The organism is Rheinheimera baltica (assembly GCF_030731985.1).
Classification (GTDB): Bacteria; Pseudomonadota; Gammaproteobacteria; order Enterobacterales; family Alteromonadaceae; genus Alishewanella; species Alishewanella baltica.
The window spans coordinates 221,789-244,719 of sequence record NZ_JAPJDY010000007.1 but is presented as its reverse complement, the minus strand read 5'-3'; the positions used below and the strand labels follow the sequence as shown (position 1 = coordinate 244,719).

20 protein-coding genes are annotated in these 22,931 nt (G+C 45.6%); 16 read left to right on the top strand and 4 right to left on the bottom strand.

All coding sequences use genetic code 11. The features are described from left to right. Nucleotides 1-128: 128 nt before the first annotated feature. Nucleotides 129-1,901, bottom strand: a complete 1,773-nt coding sequence (locus ORJ00_RS13380) for a DEAD/DEAH box helicase (protein ID WP_305975002.1) — start codon at nucleotides 1,899-1,901, stop codon at nucleotides 129-131. Nucleotides 1,902-2,064: 163 nt separating this feature from the next. Between ORJ00_RS13380 and mioC the strand changes: the two genes are divergently transcribed. From mioC to glmU, 15 genes are all read left to right on the top strand, one after another. After that, on the top strand, nucleotides 2,065-2,502 hold the full coding sequence (gene mioC, locus ORJ00_RS13375; protein WP_027670553.1) for an FMN-binding protein MioC: 438 nt from the start codon (nucleotides 2,065-2,067) through the stop codon (nucleotides 2,500-2,502). A 579-nt stretch (nucleotides 2,503-3,081) separates the two neighbouring features. After that, complete coding sequence (gene mnmG / locus ORJ00_RS13370) at nucleotides 3,082-4,971, top strand: tRNA uridine-5-carboxymethylaminomethyl(34) synthesis enzyme MnmG (protein ID WP_306140094.1); 1,890 nt, start codon at nucleotides 3,082-3,084, stop codon at nucleotides 4,969-4,971. Between the two features lie 8 nt (nucleotides 4,972-4,979). Then, nucleotides 4,980-5,597, top strand: a complete 618-nt coding sequence (rsmG, locus tag ORJ00_RS13365) for a 16S rRNA (guanine(527)-N(7))-methyltransferase RsmG (protein ID WP_306127043.1) — start codon at nucleotides 4,980-4,982, stop codon at nucleotides 5,595-5,597. 19 nt (nucleotides 5,598-5,616) lie between these two features. Then, a complete protein-coding gene (locus ORJ00_RS13360; protein WP_027670550.1) occupies nucleotides 5,617-6,411 on the top strand; it encodes a ParA family protein in 795 nt (264 codons plus the stop codon). Between the two features lie 28 nt (nucleotides 6,412-6,439). Next, on the top strand, nucleotides 6,440-7,315 hold the full coding sequence (locus ORJ00_RS13355; protein WP_305977756.1) for a ParB/RepB/Spo0J family partition protein: 876 nt from the start codon (nucleotides 6,440-6,442) through the stop codon (nucleotides 7,313-7,315). A gap of 131 nt (nucleotides 7,316-7,446) precedes the next feature. Beyond that, the gene (locus ORJ00_RS13350; RefSeq protein ID WP_306127044.1) at nucleotides 7,447-7,827 is read left to right on the top strand and encodes an ATP synthase subunit I; all 381 of its coding nucleotides are present in this window, start codon (nucleotides 7,447-7,449) and stop codon (nucleotides 7,825-7,827) included. 14 nt (nucleotides 7,828-7,841) lie between these two features. After that, nucleotides 7,842-8,702, top strand: a complete 861-nt coding sequence (gene atpB, locus ORJ00_RS13345) for a F0F1 ATP synthase subunit A (protein ID WP_305977791.1) — start codon at nucleotides 7,842-7,844, stop codon at nucleotides 8,700-8,702. A gap of 41 nt (nucleotides 8,703-8,743) precedes the next feature. After that, nucleotides 8,744-8,977, top strand: coding sequence for a F0F1 ATP synthase subunit C (atpE, locus tag ORJ00_RS13340; RefSeq protein WP_010376881.1), 234 nt, complete (start codon nucleotides 8,744-8,746; stop codon nucleotides 8,975-8,977). A gap of 49 nt (nucleotides 8,978-9,026) precedes the next feature. Further along, on the top strand, nucleotides 9,027-9,497 hold the full coding sequence (gene atpF / locus ORJ00_RS13335) for a F0F1 ATP synthase subunit B (RefSeq protein WP_027670546.1): 471 nt from the start codon (nucleotides 9,027-9,029) through the stop codon (nucleotides 9,495-9,497). Nucleotides 9,498-9,508: 11 nt separating this feature from the next. Continuing rightward, a complete protein-coding gene (gene atpH / locus ORJ00_RS13330) occupies nucleotides 9,509-10,042 on the top strand; it encodes a F0F1 ATP synthase subunit delta (RefSeq protein WP_027670545.1) in 534 nt (177 codons plus the stop codon). A gap of 14 nt (nucleotides 10,043-10,056) precedes the next feature. Beyond that, nucleotides 10,057-11,598 carry a F0F1 ATP synthase subunit alpha gene (gene atpA, locus ORJ00_RS13325; RefSeq protein WP_027670544.1) on the top strand — a complete coding sequence of 514 codons (1,542 nt, stop codon included), beginning with the start codon at nucleotides 10,057-10,059 and terminating at the stop codon, nucleotides 11,596-11,598. Between the two features lie 53 nt (nucleotides 11,599-11,651). Beyond that, entirely contained in the window at nucleotides 11,652-12,515 is an 864-nt protein-coding gene (atpG, locus tag ORJ00_RS13320) for a F0F1 ATP synthase subunit gamma (RefSeq protein ID WP_027670543.1), read from the top strand. Nucleotides 12,516-12,548: 33 nt separating this feature from the next. Next, entirely contained in the window at nucleotides 12,549-13,934 is a 1,386-nt protein-coding gene (gene atpD / locus ORJ00_RS13315; protein ID WP_027670542.1) for a F0F1 ATP synthase subunit beta, read from the top strand. Between the two features lie 22 nt (nucleotides 13,935-13,956). After that, nucleotides 13,957-14,373 carry a F0F1 ATP synthase subunit epsilon gene (locus ORJ00_RS13310; protein ID WP_027670541.1) on the top strand — a complete coding sequence of 139 codons (417 nt, stop codon included), beginning with the start codon at nucleotides 13,957-13,959 and terminating at the stop codon, nucleotides 14,371-14,373. A 156-nt stretch (nucleotides 14,374-14,529) separates the two neighbouring features. Beyond that, complete coding sequence (glmU, locus tag ORJ00_RS13305; protein ID WP_306140093.1) at nucleotides 14,530-15,894, top strand: bifunctional UDP-N-acetylglucosamine diphosphorylase/glucosamine-1-phosphate N-acetyltransferase GlmU; 1,365 nt, start codon at nucleotides 14,530-14,532, stop codon at nucleotides 15,892-15,894. Between the two features lie 242 nt (nucleotides 15,895-16,136). On the opposite strand, the gene ORJ00_RS13300 is transcribed toward glmU, so the two are convergent. Further along, complete coding sequence (locus tag ORJ00_RS13300; protein ID WP_027670539.1) at nucleotides 16,137-17,276, bottom strand: dicarboxylate/amino acid:cation symporter; 1,140 nt, start codon at nucleotides 17,274-17,276, stop codon at nucleotides 16,137-16,139. A 134-nt stretch (nucleotides 17,277-17,410) separates the two neighbouring features. Beyond that, entirely contained in the window at nucleotides 17,411-20,260 is a 2,850-nt protein-coding gene (locus tag ORJ00_RS13295) for a bifunctional diguanylate cyclase/phosphodiesterase (RefSeq protein ID WP_306140092.1), read from the bottom strand. A 164-nt stretch (nucleotides 20,261-20,424) separates the two neighbouring features. On the opposite strand from ORJ00_RS13295, the gene ORJ00_RS13290 reads away from it, so the two are divergent. Beyond that, a complete protein-coding gene (locus tag ORJ00_RS13290) occupies nucleotides 20,425-20,982 on the top strand; it encodes a YceB family lipoprotein (RefSeq protein ID WP_027670538.1) in 558 nt (185 codons plus the stop codon). Here the strand turns inward: ORJ00_RS13290 and ORJ00_RS13285 are convergent. Then, entirely contained in the window at nucleotides 20,979-22,757 is a 1,779-nt protein-coding gene (locus tag ORJ00_RS13285) for a flavodoxin domain-containing protein (protein ID WP_306140091.1), read from the bottom strand. The genes ORJ00_RS13290 and ORJ00_RS13285 overlap by 4 nt on opposite strands. Nucleotides 22,758-22,931: the final 174 nt, after the last annotated feature.

The following is a 22,931-nucleotide window of genomic DNA, read 5'->3' as shown; positions in this document are numbered from 1 at the left end:
CTCGTTAAGCAAGCCTTATACAATAAGAAACTTCAGCTTGTCAGACAAGCACGGTTCATCACGTGCAGTGGTTATTCTGTCGCCAATAAAAAACCCTGCTTTGCAGGGTTTTATTATTACACTAAAACTTAGTCACGTGGCTTACGTGGTGCGCGTGGTGCAGCACCCGGGCGCGGGCCTGGACCATTAGACGGGCGACGGTCACCGGCTGGCGCCGCTCCACTGTCTACAGTGATATTCAGTTTTTGCTTACGCACGTAAACTTTCTTCAAGTGCTGGAAAATCTCACTTGGTATCGTCGCTGGCAACTCTACGGTACTGAAATGATCAAACAACTTAATATTACCAATAAACTGGCTATCAATGTTGGCTTCGTTAGCAATAGCACCAACGATATCACCAGCACGAACACCATGCTCTTTACCTACTTCAATGCGGTAAGTCTGGTAATCACCTTTCATTTCACGCTTAACACGTGGCCCACGATCAGGACGGTCACCGCCGCGGTCTGGACGATCGCTACGTTCACGACGCGGACGCTCTTCACGTTCACCACGTGCATGCGGTTCACGAATTTCCGGGAACTGACTTGCCACATTTAACGGCTGATCTTTCTGCGCTAAATACAACAACGCCGCGGCCAGATCGTTTTCCGTGGTTTCAATCTTCTCGCGCCAGTCATTAATTAACGTTTGGAAAAAGCTCAGATCCTGAGTTTCTATCGTTTGCGCTAACTGCTCGCGGAACGATTCGATACGACGTTGTTCAATTACACGGCCAGTTGGCAGTGACATCTGCTCAATCGGTTGCTTAGTCGCATGTTCAATTGTACGCAGTAAGCGGCGTTCACGCGGCGACACGAATAAAATCGCTTTACCTTCACGGCCAGCACGGCCAGTACGGCCGATACGGTGTACATAAGCTTCGCTGTCATATGGAATGTCGTAGTTTACTACCAGACTGATACGCTCTACATCCAAACCACGGGCAGCAACGTCAGTTGCAACAATAACGTCGAGCTGATTCGCTTTCATTTTGCGGATAGTCAGTTCGCGGTGTGCCTGGTTCATGTCGCCGTTTAAACAGGCAACAGCATAACCGCGGGCACCGAGTTTTTCAGCAATTTCTTCAGTAGCGCTTTTCGTACGCACAAACACGATAGTGGCATCGTACTCTTCGCCTTCAAGTAAGCGCGTTAACGCATCCAGCTTCTGGTTACCATCTAACATCACATACCGCTGAGTAATACGCTCAACAGTACTGGTTTTCGATGCAATTTTAATTTCTTCAGCATTCTTTAAATGCTTCTGAGCAATAGCGCGGATAGGTGCAGGCATTGTTGCAGAGAACATCGCTACCTGACGACCCGGTGGTGTAGCATCCATAATGGTCTGCACATCATCAATAAAGCCCATGCGTAGCATTTCGTCGGCTTCATCCAGCACGATAGCACGCAGTTTATCCAGCTTTAACGTACCACGATCTAAGTGATCAAGAATACGGCCTGGAGTACCCACAATAACTTGTGAACCGCGTTTTAATGATTTCAACTGATTCGTGTAGCTCTGGCCACCGTATAACGGCAGTACATGAAAGGCTGGCATATAACGCGCATAAGCTTGAAAAGCTTCTGCAACTTGTATTGCCAGTTCACGTGTTGGTGCCAACACCAAAATTTGTGGATCGTTTTGCGCAGGATCCAGACGCGCTAATAAAGGCAAAGCAAAAGCGCCCGTTTTACCGGTACCCGTTTGCGCTTGGCCTAATACATCTTCGCCAGCTAATAGTTTAGGGATAGCAGCCGCTTGAATAGGCGACGGCGATTCATAGCCAAGTTCAGTAACAGCACGAACAATAGCTTCAGGCAGCATTAGCTGGGAAAATGACACAGTGTCAGACATACGTTGTTTAAACCTCAATAACACGCAGGCGTAGTGGTAGTGCTATTGTTGTTTTTACTTAGCCTGCAAAGCAGTAAAAACACGTAAATCATGCCAAAAACATAGCTTTGACAGATTTTATTCCAGTAGTATAGCCAAACATTCTTATGACAAGAGGCATATCATGATAGACATCCTCGTTGGCAGCCAAATGGGCGCAGCGGAATATGTGGCAGAACAAGTTGCTGAAACACTGGTACAAGCGGGCTATGACGTTAATCTACATCTGAAACCCGAACTGGATCACCTCAACCAAACCCATGTCTGGTTAGTAATCACATCCACCTATGGCGCAGGAGATCTGCCTGATAATATTCAACCCTTTGCGGATCAATTAGCACAAGATCGGCGTGATCTTAACACACTTTCTTATGCCATGATCACTTTAGGTGACTCTGGATATGATACTTTTTGCGAAGCAGGTCGAAAATTAGCCAAATTACTACAAAATAAAGGCGCTAAATGCTTGCTGGACGCGTTAGAAATAGATGCTCAGCATCCTAGGCTACCCGAAGATACTGCTTTGATATGGTTGCCTCAATTAATAAAAGTCTTGCCATAAAAAAGCGGGTGACTAGCACCCGCAAAAACAAGTATATCTCAGGAAGATCAGGATTACGTAACTCTCTCCCAGGCTGGCCTCAGCAATAAAACCAACTTGGCAATACAATAAATACCTTAAGTATCAGTGTCTTGATATCAGTATGATAAAAGCATGATAAAAGCTAATTTAAGCAAGGATCTGCTTACACCCAAGTTATATACAGCTTATGTATTTTTATATCCTATATGTGTATAAGTTATCTAATTAGTGGTGATTAAGCTGTATTTATCCTATTTATAAAAAAAATATTATTTCGGTCTGTGGATAACTAGCTATTTTGATCACCGGTTTAAAGGTAGTAGATCCTAGCTTGATCACAGGATCCGATCGTTCATAAGCATCTGATCCTTCAATTAAAGATCTGCTTATGCACGGAAAACCTGCTGCTTAATAGTAACAGTAATAAAAAGATCTCTAAAAAGATCTTATTTAATTTAGAAGATCCTTCTGCCGTTGTGCCATTCCCCTAGACAGTAGATCAAGATACAATATGTGCCCTTTAACGATAGATCAGTTCAACAGGAAACAGAGGCAATTATGTTGTACCAAGAAACTTTCGACGTCATTGTTGTAGGTGGTGGCCATGCTGGCACAGAAGCCGCTTTAGCAGCTGCGCGTATGGGACAAAAAACATTATTGCTGACACACAATGTTGAAACACTAGGTCAGATGTCATGCAACCCAGCAATTGGTGGTATAGGCAAAGGCCATTTAGTAAAAGAAATTGATGCCTTAGGTGGTGCTATGGCACTAGCCGCTGACAAAGGCGGCATTCAATTTAGAACATTAAATAGTTCAAAAGGCCCAGCAGTACGCGCAACTCGAGCTCAAGCTGATCGTCAGTTATACCGTGCAGCAATCCGGCAAATACTGGAAAATCAGCCGAATCTGAGTATTTTCCAACAATCTTGTGATGATCTCATCGTCGAAAATGATCAAGTGACCGGTGTTATTACTCAGATGGGCTTAAAGTTTAAAGCTAAATCTGTGGTTTTAACGGTAGGGACATTTTTAGGTGGCCAAATCCACATAGGCTTGCAAAGTAGTTCAGGTGGCAGAGCAGGTGATCCACCATCAATCGCTCTAGCAAAACGATTACGTGAATTACCATTTAGGGTAGATCGACTAAAAACAGGTACACCACCCCGTATTGATGCAAGAACTATTGATTTTTCGCTGATGCAAGTACAACCTGGTGACAACCCAACACCAGTGTTTTCTTTTATGGGTAAACACAGTGATCAACCAAGACAGATCCCGTGTTATATCACTTATACCAATGAACAGACACACGACGTAATCCGAAATAACCTCGATCGTTCACCAATGTACACCGGCGTCATTGAAGGTATTGGGCCACGTTATTGCCCATCAATAGAAGACAAAATTACCCGTTTTGCTGATAAAGACAAACACCAGATTTTTATAGAACCAGAAGGGTTAACCACCCATGAAGTTTATCCAAATGGTATTTCAACCAGCCTACCCTTTGATGTGCAGCTAAGTATTGTACGATCGATTAAAGGCATGGAAAACGCTCATATAACGCGTCCTGGTTATGCAATTGAATACGATTTCTTTGATCCACGAGATCTAAAAACCACACTTGAAACTAAATTTATCAGTGGCTTATTTTTTGCTGGTCAAATCAATGGTACTACCGGCTACGAAGAAGCAGGTGCACAAGGCCTGTTAGCCGGGTTAAACGCAGCGCTATTTAGCCAAAATAAAGACGGATGGTCGCCAAGTCGCGATCAGGCTTATCTTGGAGTATTGGTTGACGATTTAACCACAATGGGAACTAAAGAACCTTATCGTATGTTTACCAGCAGAGCTGAATATCGTTTGATGCTTCGGGAAGACAATGCTGACTCACGTTTAACAGAAAAAGGCAGAGACTTTGGCTTGATTAACGATGAACGCTGGGCAGCATTTAACGAAAAAATGGAACAAATAGCATTAGAACGTCAACGTTTAAAACAAAGCTGGATCCACCCGCAACATGCAGCGCTAACTGCAGTAAATGCACTAATCAAAACGCCATTAAGCAAAGAAGCTAGTTTAGAAGAACTTGTACGCAGACCTGAAGTGACTTACGCCGGCCTTATGCAAATTAATGATCTGGGCCCGGGTTTAACAGATCCTGCAGCAGCTGAACAAGTTGAAATTCAAATTAAATATGAAGGTTATATCCATCGCCAACAAGACGAAATTGCTAAGCAACAACGCAATGAACAGACACTGTTACCAAAACAGTTTGATTATGAATCTGTTAGAGGGCTGTCAAATGAGGTCATTTCTAAATTAAATCAAACACAACCTCAAACTGTAGGACAAGCGTCTCGTATTTCGGGAGTCACACCAGCTGCTATTTCGTTGTTACTGGTCTATCTGAAAAAACAGGGTTTATTGCGTAAATCGGCTTAAGGAAAGGCATGTTAGATCAATTACGCTCGCTGGTGGCGCAAACCAGCTTGTCACTGTCAGAGCAACAATTACAGCAATGTATTGATTATGTTCAGTTACTCGACAAATGGAATAGCGCCTACAATCTGACATCGGTGCGTGATCCGCAAGAAATGTTAATAAAACATGTCATGGATAGCCTTGTTGTAGCACCTCACTTAATAGGCGAAAGGTTTATTGATGTTGGCACCGGGCCCGGATTGCCAGGAGTATTGTTGGCAATTTACTATCCAGACAAAGACTTCACCTTACTGGACAGCTTAGGTAAACGAATCCGGTTTTTAAATCAGGTAAAATTGCAGTTAAAATTAAGCAATATTCACCCATTACAAAGCCGGGTTGAAGATCACCATCCAGAGCAGGGTTACGATGGCGTAATTAGTCGCGCTTTTGCTTCTATGAATGATATGTTGAGCTGGTGTAAGCATTTACCGCAAGTAAATGGGCGCTTTTTCGCCATGAAGGCTGCTGCAGTACAAGAAGAAATTGCAGCTTTGCCTGATTTTGTTAAAGTAGCCTCCGTTCAACCACTTGCTGTACCGCAGTTGCAAGCACAGCGGCATTTGGTAATACTGCTTCCCTGCTAATTGATATCGAGGACATCTTGTGGCGAAAGTAATCGCAATAGCTAATCAGAAAGGTGGTGTAGGTAAAACCACTACAGCCATAAATCTGGCTGCTTCTTTGGCTGCGACTAAGCGCAAGGTACTGTTGATCGATTTGGATCCTCAGGGTAATGCCACCATGGGCAGCGGTGTCGATAAATATGATATTCCGGCTACTGCATACGAACTACTGGTTGACGAAAAACCTTTGGTCGACGTTTTGGTTAAAGATACCAGCGGTGGTTATCACTTAGTTGGCGCCAATGCTGATTTAACCGCTGCAGAAGTGAGGTTAATGAATGTTTTTGCCCGTGAGTTACGCCTGCGCAACGCATTAAAAGACTATCGTAACAGTTATGATTTTATCTTTATTGACTGCCCACCGTCGTTAAATATGCTAACTGTTAACGCCATGGCTGCGGCAGACACCGTGTTAGTACCCATGCAATGCGAGTATTTTGCTTTAGAAGGTTTAACAGCACTGGTAGAAACTATTAATCAGTTAGCTGCGGCTGTGAATCCAGAGCTTAAGATCGAAGGTATACTAAGAACTATGTACGATCCACGTAACCGCTTGGCTAATGATGTTTCTGAACAATTGAAACAACATTTTGGTGACAAAGTATACCGCGCAGTAATTCCGCGCAATGTCCGCTTAGCAGAAGCGCCCAGCTTTGGTGCACCAGTGATGTATTACGATAAAAATTCAACCGGAGCCAAAGCGTATCTGGCATTAGCGGGAGAAATGCTGCGCCGGGCTGATAAAAAAACCGTTAACAGCACAACCAGTGTCTGATTAGAGTAATTTAGGGAATGTATTTAACATGTCTGTAAAGAAACGAGGCCTGGGCCGGGGGTTGGATGCCTTACTTACATCCAATAGAACCAGTAATAATGATACCGTCAGCCCAACTACAAGCGAATTACAGAAATTGCCGGTTGAATTTTTAACGCCGGGTAAATATCAGCCCCGTAAAGACATGTCGCAAGAAGCGCTGGAAGATTTAGCCAGTTCAATTCGGGCTCAAGGCATCATTCAACCTATTGTGGTAAGACCAATAGCGAAAGATAAGTTTGAGATTATCGCCGGTGAACGACGTTGGCGTGCCAGCCAGCTGGCACAACTGGCTGAAGTGCCCTGTATTATTAAAGATGTTCCGGATGAAGCTGCTGTCGCTATCGCACTGATTGAAAATATTCAGCGTGAAGATTTAAATGCAATGGAAGAAGCTGTTGCCTTGGATCAGCTATTAACAGAATTTGGTCTTACTCACCAGCAAGTTGCTGATGCTGTAGGGAAATCACGAGCTTCTGTCACTAATTTATTACGCCTTAATCAACTAAATGATGATGTTAAGCTGTTATTAGAGCATGGTGATATCGATATGGGCCATGCTAGAGCATTGCTAGCATTACAAGATAATGAACAATCAGATGCGGCTCGTTTAGTCGCAGCAAAACAGCTCACCGTACGTGAAACTGAAAACTTAGTCAGACGTATTTTAGAACCAAAACCCGCCGCAGCGGAAAAACCACGAGATCCAGACGTATTGGCATTAGAGCAGCGTTTAAGTGAGCGTTTTGCTGCGCCAGTACAAATAAGTTACAACAACAAAGGAAAAGGCAAGCTGGAAATTAATTATAGTAGTCTTGCTGAATTAGACGGCATTATTAACAAGTTGAATATAACTGAAGATTAATGCACCAAAATGTACCAGATATCTGTACTGTGATAGTGCTCACGCCGCTTTTTGTTGCAAATTGAAGGCAAATAAGTATACTTTCGCAAGTTTTTATACCCCCTTCACGGGTTATTTCAGGGGGACTTACAGTGACTGATAAAAGTGCGGCTTTGGCACGCAAATCAGCCTACAAGTTGGTGTTATGCCAACTTGCAGTAGCCGGCGTTATAACACTGGCTTTTTTTTTAGCTGCCGATGCAGCCGCAGCAAAGTCAGCCTTTAAAGGCGGCCTAGCTGCTGTAATACCGAATTGTGTGTTTGTGTTTTTCGCGTTTCGTTTTAGCGCACTAGATGACGCAAATGCTGTTTTGGCTGCCTTTATGCGGGGGCAGTCATTAAAGTTAATTTTAACCGCTGTGCTTTTAGCAGTTGTTTTTACGCAGCAGGAACTGGTACCTGGAGTTTTTTTAACCGGTTTTTTGCTGACACTGCTAACACAATGGTCAGCACCAGTTTTTTTTAAACATTAACAATGGGATGAAACATGGCTGCAGGTGAAGAGTTAACCCTCTCTAGTCATATTCAGCACCACCTTACTAACGCAAAAATGTGCACCGTTGATGGTAGCGTTGCATTTAATAAAGCGTGTAGTGAGGCCGGGTTCTGGACATGGCATATCGATACGTTAGCGTGGTCTATTGGCCTTGGTTTGTTGTTTTTGTGGGTATTCCGCAGTGCAGCAAAAAAAGCTACAACCGGCGTGCCGGGGAAATTTCAGTGTTTTATTGAAATGGTAGTCGAGGTTGTTGCTACTAACGTTAAAGACACGTATCACGGTTCAAGTAAGTTAATCGCACCACTGGCACTGACCATCTTTGTCTGGGTGTTCCTGATGAACTTGATGGATTTAATCCCGGTAGACTTCCTGCCTGCGTTTGCTGGTTTTGTTGGTGAGCAAGCTTTCGGTATGGACTCACATGATGTGTACATGAAAATTGTACCAACTACAGATGTCAACTTAACCGCAGCGCTAGCTATTGGTGTGTTTATTTTGATGATCGGGTATTCAATTCGCATCAAAGGTGTAATGGGTTTTATTAAAGAGCTTACTCTTCACCCTTTCAGCAGCAAAAACGTACCGCTACAAATAGTGTTAATTCCGGCGAACCTATTGTTGGAAACTATTGCATTAGTCGCTAAGCCGTTTTCACTGGCACTGCGTCTATTCGGTAACCTGTATGCTGGCGAAATGATCTTTATTCTTATTGGTGCCATTGGTTTAGCGCAGCTACCACTGCACTTTGTCTGGGCGGTATTCCACATTTTGGTTATCGTACTTCAGGCGTTCGTATTTATGATGCTGACCATTGTTTACTTAAGTATGGCCAGTTCAGATAACCATTAATTTTTACTTTAACTTTAACTTTAAAAACTCTGGAGATAAAAATGGAAATTGCAGTAGCTATTAAATTAATCGCAGTTGCTTTGTTAATCGGTTTCGGTGCTATCGGTACTGCACTGGGCTTCGGTAACATGGGTGGTAAGTTCTTAGAAGCATGTGCTCGTCAGCCAGAACTGGCGCCGTCACTGCAAGTTAAAATGTTCATCTTAGCTGGTCTTATCGATGCTGTTGCGATGATTGGTGTTGGTATCGCCATGTACATGTTGTTCGCACTGTAATAGAAGATTTGTGTTAATCCGAACAACTGTTAACTAAGGAGGAGCGGTCGTGACTTTAAACGCCACTCTGTTAGGCGAATTAATCGCATTTGCGGTGTTCGTACTGTTCTGTATGAAATTTGTATGGCCACCGCTGATCAATGCGATTGAAGCGCGCCAGAAAAAAATTGCTGATGGTTTAGCAGCTTCTGATCGTGCGGAAAAAGACCTGGCATTAGCCCAGGACAAAGCCAAAGATCAGTTAAAAGACGCTAAAGCACAGGCAGCCGACATTATTGACCAAGCGAAAAAACGCGAAGCCAAAATGCTGGATGAAGCGGTGCACAAAGCCAATGCGGAACGTGAAAATATTTTGGCTATTGGCCGGGCAGAATTAGAAGCGGAACGTAACCGTTTACGCGAAGAGCTGCGCAAGCAAGTTGCTGCATTAGCAGTAGCCGGCGCAGAGAAAATTCTGCAACGTTCTATTGATGAAGCTGCTCACAGCGACATTCTGGAAAAACTGGTTCAAGAACTGTAAGAGGATGAGCTATGTCTGATTTGACTAATATTGCTCGTCCTTACGCCAAAGCGTCTTTTGATTTTGCGGTTGAGCAAAATGCACTAGACGCTTGGCTGCAGATGTTGGCCTTTGCTGCTGAAGTAGCAAAGAACGACCAGGTTGGTGCTTATTTAGGCGCCAACGGCGCTGCTGACAAGCAGGCCGGTCTGTTTATTCAGGTATGTGGTGAGCAACTCAATGAGCACGGCCAGAACTTTATAAAAGTGATGGCAGAAAATCATCGCTTGTTGGCGTTGCCCGAGGTGTTAGCTGCGTTTGTTGCACTTAAAGCTGAGTATGAAAAAGAAATCGACGTGTCTGTGGTTTCTGCTACCAAGCTTTCTAAAGCACAACAAGACAAGCTAGCCACGGCATTATCGCAACGTTTGGCACGCAAAGTTAAATTAAACTGTAGCGAAGATCCTGCAGTGGTTGGCGGTATGCTGATCAAAGCAGGTGACATGGTTATTGATGGCTCGATCCGCGGTAAGTTGGATCGTTTAGCAACTGCGCTGCAGTCATAATTGGGGAACAGAGAATGCAACTGAATTCCACTGAAATATCAGAACTGATCAAGAGTCGTATTGCTCAGTTCGAAGTGGTCAGTGAAGCTCGTAACGAAGGTACTATCGTTCAGGTAACTGACGGTATTATCCGTATCAACGGTCTTGCAGATTGTATGCAGGGCGAGATGATTGAGCTTCCTGGCAACCGCTATGCTATCGCGCTTAACTTAGAGCGCAACTCAGTTGGTGCTGTAGTTATGGGCCCGTACGCGGACTTAACCGAAGGCACTAAAGTAAAAAGCACCGGCCGTATTTTAGAAGTGCCGGTTGGTCCTGCGTTATTAGGCCGTGTAGTTAACACCTTAGGTGCACCTATCGACGGTAAAGGTCCAATTGATGCTGCCGGTTTTGAACCAGTAGAGAAAATTGCACCAGGCGTTATCGAGCGTCAATCGGTAGATCAGCCAATGCAGACTGGCTATAAGTCAGTAGATGCGATGATCCCTATCGGCCGTGGTCAGCGTGAATTGCTGATCGGTGACCGTCAGACCGGTAAAACGGCACTGGCTATCGATGCGATCATCAACCAAAAAGGCACTGGCGTTAAATGTGTCTACGTTGCGGTAGGCCAAAAAGCGTCTACTATTGCCAACGTAGTACGTAAGTTAGAAGAGCACGGTGCCTTAGCTCACACTATCGTTGTGGTAGCGTCAGCGTCAGAAGCCGCTGCATTGCAGTTCCTGGCTCCATACTCTGGTTGTACCATGGGTGAATACTTCCGTGACCGCGGTGAAGATGCGCTGATCGTATACGATGATTTGTCAAAGCAAGCTGTAGCTTACCGTCAAATCTCGTTACTGTTGCGTCGTCCACCAGGCCGTGAAGCTTATCCAGGTGACGTATTCTATCTTCACTCACGTTTGCTGGAACGCGCATCACGCGTTAACGCAGACTATGTAGAAAAGTACACCAATGGTGAAGTAAAAGGCAAAACCGGTTCTTTAACCGCATTGCCAATTATTGAAACTCAAGCGGGTGACGTTTCTGCATTCGTACCAACTAACGTAATTTCGATTACTGATGGTCAGATCTTCTTAGAAACTGACTTATTCAACGCTGGTATCCGTCCTGCGGTGAACGCCGGTATTTCGGTATCACGGGTTGGTGGTGCGGCACAAACTAAGATCATCAAGAAATTAGGTGGTGGTATTCGTCTGGCATTAGCTCAGTACTCAGAACTTGCGGCATTTGCCCAGTTTGCGTCTGACCTTGACGAAGCGACCCGCGCACAGTTAGAGCACGGCCAAAAGGTTACTGAACTGATGAAACAGTTACAGTACAGCCCAATGTCTGTAGCCGATATGGGCGTGTCTATTTTCGCTATCGAAAAAGGCTTTATGAAAGATGTCGACGTAGCCAAAATCCTGGATTTTGAAGCCGGTCTGATTGCTTTCATGCGAGCTGAACACGCTGAGCTGATGGCTGATATCGATAAAACCGGTAACTACAACGACCAAATCGAGTCTACGTTCAAAGCTGCTATTGATAAATTCAAGGCAACGCAGACCTGGTAATCAATGCGGGTGGCGATGCCACCCCATTCGTTGAATGAAACGGAGATACAGTCATGGCCGGTGGTAAAGAGATAAAAAGTAAGATCGGGAGTATTAACAATACTCGCAAGATCACCAGTGCTATGGAAAAAGTTGCGGTCAGCAAAATGCGCAAAGCGCAAGACCGTGTAGCTGCAACACGCCCATACGCTGAAGGTATGCGCAAAGTGATCGGTAACGTTGCTAATGGCAGCCTGGAATACCGCCATCCGTATTTAGCGGATCGTGAGGTTAAACGGGTTGGTTATATTATCATTTCTACTGATCGTGGACTTTGCGGTGGCCTGAATACCAACGAGTTTAAGAAAGTTGCCCTTTCGCTGAAAAGCTGGAAAGACAAAGGCGTTGATGCCCAGTTTGCCGTTATCGGTAATAAGGCTACAACGTTCTTTAAGCGTTTCGGTGGTAAGGTAGTTGCGCAACAGGCGGGTTCAGGTGACGTACCACGTTTGGCTGATGTGCTTGGTTCGGTAAAAGTGATGCTTAACGCATTTAACGAAGGCCGGATTGACCGCTTGTTTCTGGTGTACAACAAGTTTGTAAACACCATGAAACAAGAGCCAGTGATCGATCAACTCTTACCTTTGCCAAAAGCAGAAATTGAGCAAAAAGCACATAACTGGGATTACCTGTACGAGCCGGACCCACAACCTATCATCGATATGTTGTTAGACCGTTTCGTCGAATCGCAAGTTTATCAGGGCGTGGTAGAAAATTCTGCCAGCGAGCACGCGGCGCGGATGGTAGCTATGAAGGCTGCAACCGACAACGCCGGTAACCTGATGGACGACCTGAAGCTTGTTTATAACAAAGCACGTCAGGCCGCGATTACCCAGGAGCTTAGCGAAATCGTCGCAGGTGCGGCAGCTGTAGGCTAAGGTAAACAGTTTTGAGAAATTTGAGGAAACATCATGAGTCAAGGTAAGGTCGTCCAAATCATTGGCGCCGTTGTGGATATCGATTTTCCACAAGATGCGGTACCTGGTATCTATGACGCGTTAAACGTGACTGACGGTGATCTGGCTGGTTTAGTGCTGGAAGTGCAGCAGCAGCTGGGTGGCGGTACAGTGCGTACTATCGCGTTAGGTACAACAGACGGTTTACGTCGCGGCGCTGCCGTGTCTAACACCGGTAAAGCAATTCACGTTCCGGTGGGTAAAGCCACGCTGGGCCGTATTATGAACGTATTAGGCGAGCCAATCGACGAAGCAGGCCCTATCGGTGAAGAAGAGCGTATGCCTATTCACCGTGCCGCGCCAAGCTACGAAGATCAAGCGGCATCTAACGCGTTGTTAGAAACTGGTATTAAAGTTATCGACCTGGTATGCCCGTTCGCTAAAGGCGGTAAAGTAGGTCTGTTCGGTGGTGCCGGTGTAGGTAAAACCGTAAACATGATGGAACTGATCCGTAACATCGCGATCGAGCACAGCGGTTATTCAGTATTCGCCGGTGTTGGTGAGCGTACTCGTGAAGGTAACGATTTCTACCACGAGATGAAAGACTCTAACGTACTGGATAAAGTATCGTTAGTTTACGGTCAGATGAACGAGCCACCAGGTAACCGTTTACGCGTAGCGTTAACCGGCTTAACCATGGCAGAAAAATTCCGTGACGAAGGTCGTGACGTACTGTTTTTCGTTGATAACATCTACCGTTACACGCTGGCTGGTACTGAAGTGTCTGCACTTTTAGGCCGTATGCCATCAGCGGTAGGTTACCAGCCAACGCTGGCGGAAGAGATGGGTGCGCTACAAGAGCGTATCACTTCTACTAAAACAGGTTCTATTACGTCTATCCAGGCCGTATACGTACCTGCGGATGACTTAACTGACCCGTCACCAGCAACCACGTTCTCGCACTTAGACGCGACCGTAGTACTGAGCCGTAACATCGCATCATTGGGTATTTACCCGGCGATCGATCCACTGGATTCAACGTCTCGTCAGTTAGATCCGCTGGTAATCGGTAAAGAGCACTATGAAGTAGCGCGTGGCGTGCAATCTGTACTGCAGCGTTACAAAGAGCTGAAAGACATTATCGCAATTTTGGGTATGGACGAACTGTCTGATGAAGACCGTACAACCGTATACCGTGCGCGTAAAATTCAGCGCTTCCTGTCACAGCCTTTCTTCGTAGCTGAAGTATTTACCGGTTCACCTGGTAAGTACGTACCGCTGAAAGAAACTATCCGTGGCTTTAAAGGCATCTTGGAAGGTGAGTTCGACCATATGCCAGAACAAGCGTTCTACATGGTTGGTTCTATCGACGAAGCGATCGAAAAAGCGAAGAAACTGTAAGTTCAGGCTTTAGGAGAGCGAGATGGCGATGACAGTGCAACTGGATGTAGTAAGTGCCGAAGAAAAAATCTTCTCCGGCCTTGTCGAATCCGTGCAGGTCACAGGCAGTGAGGGCGAGTTAGGTATTTTACCTTTCCACGCCCCGTTACTGACCACCCTGAAACCTGGCATGGTCCGTATCGTGAAACAATTTGGCGAAGAACACGTGATATACGTAGCCGGTGGTGTACTTGAAGTACAACCCGATACCATCACTGTACTGGCCGATGTCGCGGTACGCGGCGAAGACTTAGACGAGCAAGCGGCTTTAGACGCACAAAAACGTGCCGAAGAAGCGATGCAGCACGCTGGCGCAGACTTCAACTATGCTGAAGCTGCCGCGCAACTGGCCGAAGCCATTGCACAGCTGCGCATTATTCAGAAAATGCGTAAAAAATAAGTTCGGGTTCCGAAGTTTAAAAAGCCACCTTAGGGTGGCTTTTTTGTTGGCTGTCCCCACCGTTAAGCAAAACTTCACCCTGATCCTGTAATCTGCTGCGATATCTATTAGAATATCGGCACTAGCGATAAGACGCATTATTACAAGGATTTTTTTATGGCATTAAATGTAGTTATTCTGGCTGCCGGTAAAGGCACGCGGATGAAATCAGACTTACCAAAGGTATTGCACAAAGTGGCTGAGCGGCCGATGGTGCAGCATGTCATTGATACTGCCAGAGCGCTAGGTTCAGACAAGCCACAACTGGTGTATGGCTATGGTGCAGAGGCATTGCAAGCGGCTATGGGTGAGCAACCCTTGCATTGGGTATTACAGGCAGAGCAGTTGGGCACCGGCCATGCCGTAGCACAGGCAGAACCAAATATTGCTGATGACGATACCGTACTGGTGTTATATGGTGATGTACCGCTTACTCGTTTGGACACCTTACAGCAATTATTAGCGGTAAAACCAGATAACGGCTTGGCCATTTTAACCGTTAATCTGGCAAACCCGACTGGCTATGGCCGTATTGTGCGTGAAAACGGCAAAGTTACCGGCATTGTTGAGCAAAAAGACGCTAACCCTGAACAGCTGCTTATTAACGAAGTGAACAGCGGTATTATGGCATTGCCCGGTAAACAGCTAAAGACATGGCTTAGCCGCTTGTCTAACAGCAATGCTCAGGGCGAGTACTACTTAACTGACGTTATTGCCATGGCGCACAGTGAAGGTGTAGAAATTACCACCGCCCAGCCGCAAAATCCAATGGAAGTGGAAGGTGCTAATAACCGCATACAATTAGCGGCGTTAGAGCGGGCGTATCAGCAGCGCAAAGCTGAAGAACTGATGCTGGCTGGCGCTAATTTACGCGACCCGGCGCGTATCGATGTACGCGGCACGGTTGAGGTGGGTAACGATGTAATGATCGATATCAACGTGATATTTGAAGGTAAGGTTGTGCTGGGCAAAGGCGTTACCATAGGTGCCAACTGTATTTTAAAAAACTGCGTAATTGGCGATAACAGCGAAATTAAACCCAACAGCATGATTGAAAAAGCCAGCGTTGGCGCGGATTGTTCTGTTGGGCCTTATGCTCGTCTGCGGCCGGACAGCGTAATGCTGGACGACAGCCATGTTGGTAACTTTGTCGAGATGAAAAAAACCACCCTGGGTAAGGGTTCAAAAGCGAACCATCTTACCTATCTGGGCGATGCGGTTATCGGCAGCAAAGTGAATGTAGGTGCCGGTACTATTACCTGTAACTACGATGGGGCGAATAAGTTTGTCACCACCATTAAAGATGGCGCCTTTATTGGCTCTAATAGCTCTTTGGTCGCTCCGGTAACGGTTGGCGTTAATGCTACTGTCGGTGCCGGTTCAGTATTGACCCGTGATGCCGCCGATGGCGAGCTGGTGGTGGCCCGTGCGAAACCGCGGCATATTGCCGATTGGCAACGGCCGGTAAAAATTAAAAAGTGAGTTAAAAAACAGCCCGCATTTGCGGGCTGTTTTATTATAGTCCAGACGGCGTAAGCTCCGGTTGCAATTCCCGCTTTGGCTTGTCACAGCAACTAGCTTGGGCTTCCTGCCCAAGCCCTTTCAGGCCAGCGAAGCTGTTCAAATTTGTTCCTGACGAATTTGTCGCCCTATTGCCTACGGCAGGGCTCAGACACTCTGTGACGCCCAAATCGGGATTCCAACCTACACTATCAGTGTGAAACTCATTCAGCTTTGTCTACGAGCACCGCTATAGCACCGTCGCCGGTTACATTACAGGCAGTACCGAAGCTGTCTTGTGCCATGTACAGCGCAATCATCAGTGCGATAGCCGCTTCGCCAAAGCCTAACATAGAACCAAGTAAACCTACTGCTGACATCACGGCACCACCCGGTACACCCGGTGCAGCCAGCATTACTACACCCAGCATAAAAATAAATGGTAACACCGTTAATAATGACGGCATTTCCAGGCCATTAACCATAGTGACCACAGCCATAGCACAGGTAACAATAGTGATGGTTGACCCAGATAAGTGAATAGTTGCACACAGCGGTACGGTAAAGTTAGCCACATCCGGTTTTACGCCATTGGCTTTGGTCGCTTGTAACGAGACCGGAATGGTCGCTGCGCTTGACATGGTACCCAGCGCAGTAAAATAGGCTGGCATCATGTTTTTAATCAGTGCAAAAGGCGATTTTCCGGCCTTGATACCGGCAATAGTGTACAGCGTGATGATCCAGCACCAATGCATAGCAACGGCCAGCACCAAAACGATACCAAAAGTTTTAAGTGTGCCAAACACGGTGCCCGCTGCTGCCATTTGGGCAAATTCACCGGCGATATACAGAGGTAATAGTGGAATAATCACTTTTTCCAGCATTAACTGGATAACATCGCGGCCTTGATCAGATAACTGTTTTAATTGCTGCGCTTGTGTCGCCGCTATACCCAAACCAAAGATAAAGGCTAATACCAGTGCCGTCATTACACTGATGGCTGGTGGAATATCCATTTCAATAAAGGGAGCTAAATGCGCAACGTTGGCGGGTGCGGCGGCACTATTCGCTTGAGTGAGCATAGGCACTACAACACTGGCAACCAAAAACGCCAGCGTACCGGCAGTTACTGTCGATAAATAGGCTAAACCCAGAGTACGACTAAGCAACTTGCCAGAATTACGGGGTAAAGCCGCAATACCGCTAGTGATAAAGAATAAGATAAGCAGTGGCACTGTAAAAAACAGCAGTTCGCCAAACAGGCCTTTAAAGGTAATTAACAGCTGTGTAACCCAATGTGGCGCATATAAACCACACAGCATACCCAGCACAATGCCGGCAATAAGTTTAAGGATCAAGGACATGGTCGTTTCTCGTTATGTTGTATAGGTTCCCGTGAACGCGCTCGAGCATATCACAACTTAATCGGTGTGACTGCTTCACAGTGACTGTGCTTTACTGGTCGGTTGTGTTTCACGTGGAGCACTTAAAACTCACTTTATGACAACGGAGATGGTTTTCCAAATAAATAACCTTGAAAAAAATCACATTCTAAAGCAACAAGCGCCTCATACTGTTCCTGTTCTTCTACGCCCTCAGCCACTACTTTAAGGGACAGTGCTTTTGCCATTGCTACAATGGTTTTAACAATAGCGTAATCGGTTTCTTGTGTTAAAAATTCCCGCACAAAGGATTGGTCAATTTTAAGTACATTCATTGGAAGCTTTTGTAAATAATAGAGCGATGAATAACCAGTTCCAAAGTCGTCTAGAGAAAAAGTGATACCTAGTTGGCTAAGGGCCGTTAATTTTTGTCGCGTATTTTCCAGATCATCATTGAGCATACTTTCTGTAATTTCTAACTCCAGCAGCGAGGGAACAATGCCACTATTAACGACAATCGTACTGACCAATTCCGCAAAGTCTGTGCGGGTTAATTGACGCTGGCTAACATTAACGGCAATTGAAAGCGACTCTCCCTGAGCACTAAACTTAGCAATTTGCTCGCAAGCTTGTTCCAATACCCAACTACCTATATCGATAATAAGGCCGGTACTTTCTGCCAGCGGAATAAAACTATCTGGGCTAATTAAACCGAACTCAGGGTGCTGCCACCTTATAAGGGCTTCATAACCAACAACATGGCCTAACGTATTTACTTTGGGCTGATAATAAACATGGAATTGTTCATTAGCCAAACCTTGTTTTAACCCCTGCTCCATTTTTTGGCGCTGTTTTAGCTTTTGTTGCATTTGAGGTTCAAAGAAAAAAAGTTGATTGCGACCACTTTCTTTTGAATGATACATAGCAAGATCTGCTGACGACATTAACTCGTCTACTCCGTTACTACTGTCATTAAATAACGCAATACCAATACTGGCAGTAATATTGTATTGGTGATTTTTCAGCATATAAGGCTGTCTAATTTGCTCAAGTACCTTGTTGCCAAGAATTTGTGCGTCCAAAGCCGCGGCTGTTTGGTCGGTTGTTTGTAGTTTAGCGAGTAAAATAAACTCATCACCGCCGGGGCGGGCCAGGATATCCGAAGTTCTAATTGTCAGTTGAAGTCTGTCGGCAAGTTGACGTAATAGTTCATCACCAAACGAGTGACCCAAGCTGTCGTTTAGGCGTTTAAAATGATCCAGATCGATAAAAAATAACGCTGCAAACTGGCCATTACGCTGACTTTCAGATTGTGTATCAACAATTTTGTCCAATAATAAACGGCGATTCGGTAAATGCGTGAGTGGATCGTAAAACGCTAAACGGTGAATACGTTGTTGATCTGCCTTGGCCTTACTAATGTCATTAAAACTGGCGATATAATGTGTAACTTGCCCTTCATTATCTTTCAGGGCATTAATAATGACATGCTCTGGAAAAACCTCGCCATTTTTCCGTCTATTGTAAATTTCACCACTCCACACATCGTACTCTTTAAGCGCTCCCCACAGTCGCTGGTAAAACAATTTGTCGTGTAAGCCAGAACTCAGCCTGGAAGGGTTTTGTCCTACAATTTCAGCTTCACTGTAACCGGTAATGTCAGTAAAAGCGGGGTTAACCCGAATAATACGTTGCTCAGCATCGGTAATCATAATGGCTTCACGAGTATGAAACGCCAAAGCGTTTAATTGCTCCGAGGCATGTAAATTTTTTTGCGCAGTAATATCGCGAACAGACAAAATAAAGCGCTGTAAAGAAGCTGTATTGGGTTTAATGGCAGCAATTATCTGAAACCAAATTGGCGCTGCGGCATTCGCGTCGTTTAACGCACATTGATAAGCGTCTGAACAGCCTTTTCTTTGCGCGGCTTGATTCATTGCTTTTAACATGGTTTCAGCAATATTTTGTGGTAATACGTCCTTGGTGTTACTGCCGATAAAGTGCGTTGATGCGATACTCATATTACTGTCTGGGCGGGAATGTACTCTATGCAATACACCATTTTGGTCAACATCGAGCAGAATATCGGGTGTTGCTGATAGGGTTGCGGCTAATTCTGCTTTAGAACGAACGAGTTGTAAGTAAGGGGCCGCTAATGTTTCATAAACGAGAGCTCGATATAAAAATAAGTAAGAAACAAGCTTTAATAGTTGGCCAATAATATTATAAATATCAATTAGTTGGTTATATAACGTAAAACATAGCTCGCTAAGTATCGTTGTAACCACAGCAGCGAGCAGTGCCGGAGCGTGAAATGCTCTTTGAAAATGACGATATAAAATAATTAGGTAAATCGTAACTGCACTAATAAAAATGACACTGTATTCAGTGACAATCTTAAACTGAGTTAGCCCCATACCTTCAATATAAGTGCGTGGTATCGCTCCGGGGTGTAAGATAAACCAGTAATGGCAAGCTAAAACCAGCGTTATCGCTGCTGTTAGCATGGCATAATACTGCTTTAAGCCTGTACGTTTATCTGCCAGCGGTAAAACAACAAAACACAGTGTTGTAGCACCTAACAGCCGCGCAACAAGCCAAAAGTTAATGGCTTTTTCCGCTGTATTTTCATTAAAATATGGTGGCATGCCTTTATAAGACAGTAAGTGTGCTAAATCGAGCCAAAAAATAGCGAAAAACGCGCATGCGACTACTGCACTACGAAGTGTCATTTTTACCAGCGCTTGTTCTCGAATAACGGCAAACGTCATCCCCGCAAGCACAACTGCAATCACTTCCAATATGGTATGCAGAGGTAAGTAAATGCTATAGGGTATCTCTGGTAACACCACGTTCAACAACGAAGGCATTGACGTGATGCCAAGCATAACCAGTAAAATCAATAAGGTTACTTTTATTGGCCGCGCTTTAAGTGATATAGGTTGAGGTTGGTTTGGTTTAGGCAAACGACGCTACCATGTTAAATGAGAAACTGCTAATGCAAGAATACGTACTTTACAAGTTTATTCAAGCATGAGTTTATACAGATTAGCGAAAGAAATGGTATAACAGAGCACAGATAAAACATGTTTTTGCCCTTGCCTTTAGGGCAATAATTTTTGGGGATATTATGAGATTCATCCTGTATATTTTTGTGTTGTTGCTAGCCGGTTGCAGCCAATTGCAACAAATGTCTACTTACTCGGTATCAGAGGCGGACCTTGAGCAACTGTTGCGCCAGCAAATACCAAGCTTAACGCGTCAGGCTAATGTGGCTGGCATTCCGCTAAATATGAAAGTGGATACAATGCAAGTTGATATTGGCCCGGACAATTCAGACCGCGTGCGTGTTAATACGGGGGCAACGGCAACCTTGTCGTTATTTGGTTTAAGTTATCCGGCCACCATGCAGCTGAACGTTGAAGGCGTACCTTATTATGACGGCGCTGAAAAAGCCGTTTACCTGCGCTCGGTTAAGTTACTGGGTTCGACTATTGAAGCGGCAGGCTACCGCGGTAACCTGGCGCCGGTAAGCAATGAATTGCTGGCGCTGGTAAATGGTTTTCTGGCGAATAATCCGGTTTACCGGCTAGACACCTCCAACCCTACGGTAAAATTACTTACCGCGGTGCCTATAAATATGGCAGTACAAAGTGGCCGCATAAGCTTTGCACCGGGTAATAACTAGTACAGATCTCGCCGGTAACGCCCCTGTTGTTGTAACCGGCTAAGCGCGGCATCTCCCATAATGTTGGTGAGCACCTGATGTACAGCGCTGCCCATACCTTGCAGGCTGCCGCAAACATAGATAGCGGCGCCGCTGGCCAACCATTGTTTTACCTGCTCACGTTTTGCTGCCAGTGCGTGTTGTACATAATACTTGTTTGCGTGCGCTTGTGAGAACGCCATATCGCATTGCGGTATAAAACCTTGCTGCTGCCAATGGCGAATATCTTTAGCAAAGAAAAAGTCGCTGTCTGGGTGGCGCTCACCAAATATCAGCCAGTTTTGCCGCTGCCCCCGTTTAACCCGTTGTGCCAATAAGGCGCGTAGTCCGGCAATACCCGTACCGCTGGCGATAAGGATTAACGGTATGTCGTCTTGGGGTAAATGAAATGGTGTATGCTCACGCAGCCGCACTTGTATTAACTGTTGCTCTATTGACCACGCCGAAAGCCAGCCTGAACCTATACCCAAGGTGTCGTCGGGCTTTTTCACTTGGCGTACCAGCAGCACGGCAGGGCCTTCTTCAGGCAACGACGCGATAGAATAACTTCGCAGTGGCAGCTTTGGCTGTTGCGCCAGCCAACGTTCTACCGGCACCCCTTCAGGTGGCGGCAAGACGTTGTCCAGCTGTAACTCAGCTAGCGCCCAGCATAGCGGCATATGTTGGCTTTTGTATTGTACTGCCTGACACCCGTTGATCTGGTGTTGCGTTAACCATAACGCCACGTTGCACTTACTGTTTTCTGGCTGAATATCGACAATATCACCGGCTTGCCATTGGCTCCCCCTAGGCAGCTGTAACTTTACAATGAAACACGGCAAGCCTTTACTGGCTGGGTTGGCAATGTAACGGCTTTCTAAGCGCGCTTGCTGCCAGATTGGTTGCATTTGCGGGGCCTGTGTTTTGGTAAAGCCAGTTAACAGCTGTTGCCATTGTGTCATTACCGGCGCTTGCTGCTTTGCCGTGTCTAGCTCTAGAAGTGGATGCAACGGTTTAGCATCACGCTGTTGTAACCAGGTATGTAGCCAGCGACCAAAAGCACAAAACTGCTGATAGCGGCTGTCTCCTAAAGCTAATACGGCAAATTGCAACTGATGCAGTGAATGCTGCCACTGCTGCGCCAGTTGATAAAACTGATTGGCATTATCTGGTGGCTCACCGTCACCGTAAGTACTGACGACAAATAGTGCCCGCTGGAAACTATTGAGTTGAAGTTGGTTAATTTGGTTTAGCTCTGCCAGGGTAACCGCAAAGCCCGCTTGCTGTAGTTGGGCTGCATTATGTTGTGCTAGCTGTTGCGCCACGCCTGATTGGCTGGCATACCCCACCAACCAATGCGGTGCGGTATTAACCGTTTTTGCGCTAGCTTGGCGTGTTTTTACTGCCCAGTAGTGCTTTAGCAATAATCCGGCTAAAGCCAGTTGCGTATTTAACCAAAGTACCTGCGCAGCGAAAGATGAAAAGGGAGCCTGCGGCAGATAAAATAGGCCAAGCAGTGTGAGTAAAAGTGCAAGAAATAAAAACTGTTCCAGCCAGGCCCAGCCGGTTATTTTTGCTGGTGGCCAGGCCAAAGGTAAGCGCCATAGGCTGGCAACAACAATGATGCTATACAGGCCGTAAAGCAGAACTACAGACCGTAAATTGTCTGCTGTTGTTGAGTACGCATAGTATAAAGGCAATAGCAGCAAGGCCAGCAAATGCCATTTTTCCAACAGATATTGCCAGCGTTGAAACATAAATAACCTGAGAAAAAAACAGGGGTGGCAAAACCCACCCCCTAACGTGCAAGACAAGTAAAACAACGACCAGGAGACCCATCCGTGGCCTGGTAAAGCATTTAATCCGTTAACGCGACAAACTATAATACGAATAATTATCAAATGCAAATGGTTATCATTAACTTTGTTGCG

Coding starts and splice junctions, on each gene's coding strand:
- mnmG (WP_306140094.1), top strand. CDS start 3,082: ATGTTGTACCAAGAAACTTTCGACGTCATTGTTGTAGGTGGTGGCCAT.
- atpE (WP_010376881.1), top strand. CDS start 8,744: ATGGAAATTGCAGTAGCTATTAAATTAATCGCAGTTGCTTTGTTAATC.
- ORJ00_RS13290 (WP_027670538.1), top strand. CDS start 20,425: ATGAGATTCATCCTGTATATTTTTGTGTTGTTGCTAGCCGGTTGCAGC.
- ORJ00_RS13310 (WP_027670541.1), top strand. CDS start 13,957: ATGGCGATGACAGTGCAACTGGATGTAGTAAGTGCCGAAGAAAAAATC.
- glmU (WP_306140093.1), top strand. CDS start 14,530: ATGGCATTAAATGTAGTTATTCTGGCTGCCGGTAAAGGCACGCGGATG.
- ORJ00_RS13285 (WP_306140091.1), bottom strand. CDS start 22,757: ATGTTTCAACGCTGGCAATATCTGTTGGAAAAATGGCATTTGCTGGCC.
- atpB (WP_305977791.1), top strand. CDS start 7,842: ATGGCTGCAGGTGAAGAGTTAACCCTCTCTAGTCATATTCAGCACCAC.
- mioC (WP_027670553.1), top strand. CDS start 2,065: ATGATAGACATCCTCGTTGGCAGCCAAATGGGCGCAGCGGAATATGTG.
- atpA (WP_027670544.1), top strand. CDS start 10,057: ATGCAACTGAATTCCACTGAAATATCAGAACTGATCAAGAGTCGTATT.
- atpG (WP_027670543.1), top strand. CDS start 11,652: ATGGCCGGTGGTAAAGAGATAAAAAGTAAGATCGGGAGTATTAACAAT.
- atpH (WP_027670545.1), top strand. CDS start 9,509: ATGTCTGATTTGACTAATATTGCTCGTCCTTACGCCAAAGCGTCTTTT.
- ORJ00_RS13355 (WP_305977756.1), top strand. CDS start 6,440: ATGTCTGTAAAGAAACGAGGCCTGGGCCGGGGGTTGGATGCCTTACTT.
- atpD (WP_027670542.1), top strand. CDS start 12,549: ATGAGTCAAGGTAAGGTCGTCCAAATCATTGGCGCCGTTGTGGATATC.
- rsmG (WP_306127043.1), top strand. CDS start 4,980: ATGTTAGATCAATTACGCTCGCTGGTGGCGCAAACCAGCTTGTCACTG.
- ORJ00_RS13300 (WP_027670539.1), bottom strand. CDS start 17,276: ATGTCCTTGATCCTTAAACTTATTGCCGGCATTGTGCTGGGTATGCTG.
- ORJ00_RS13380 (WP_305975002.1), bottom strand. CDS start 1,901: ATGTCTGACACTGTGTCATTTTCCCAGCTAATGCTGCCTGAAGCTATT.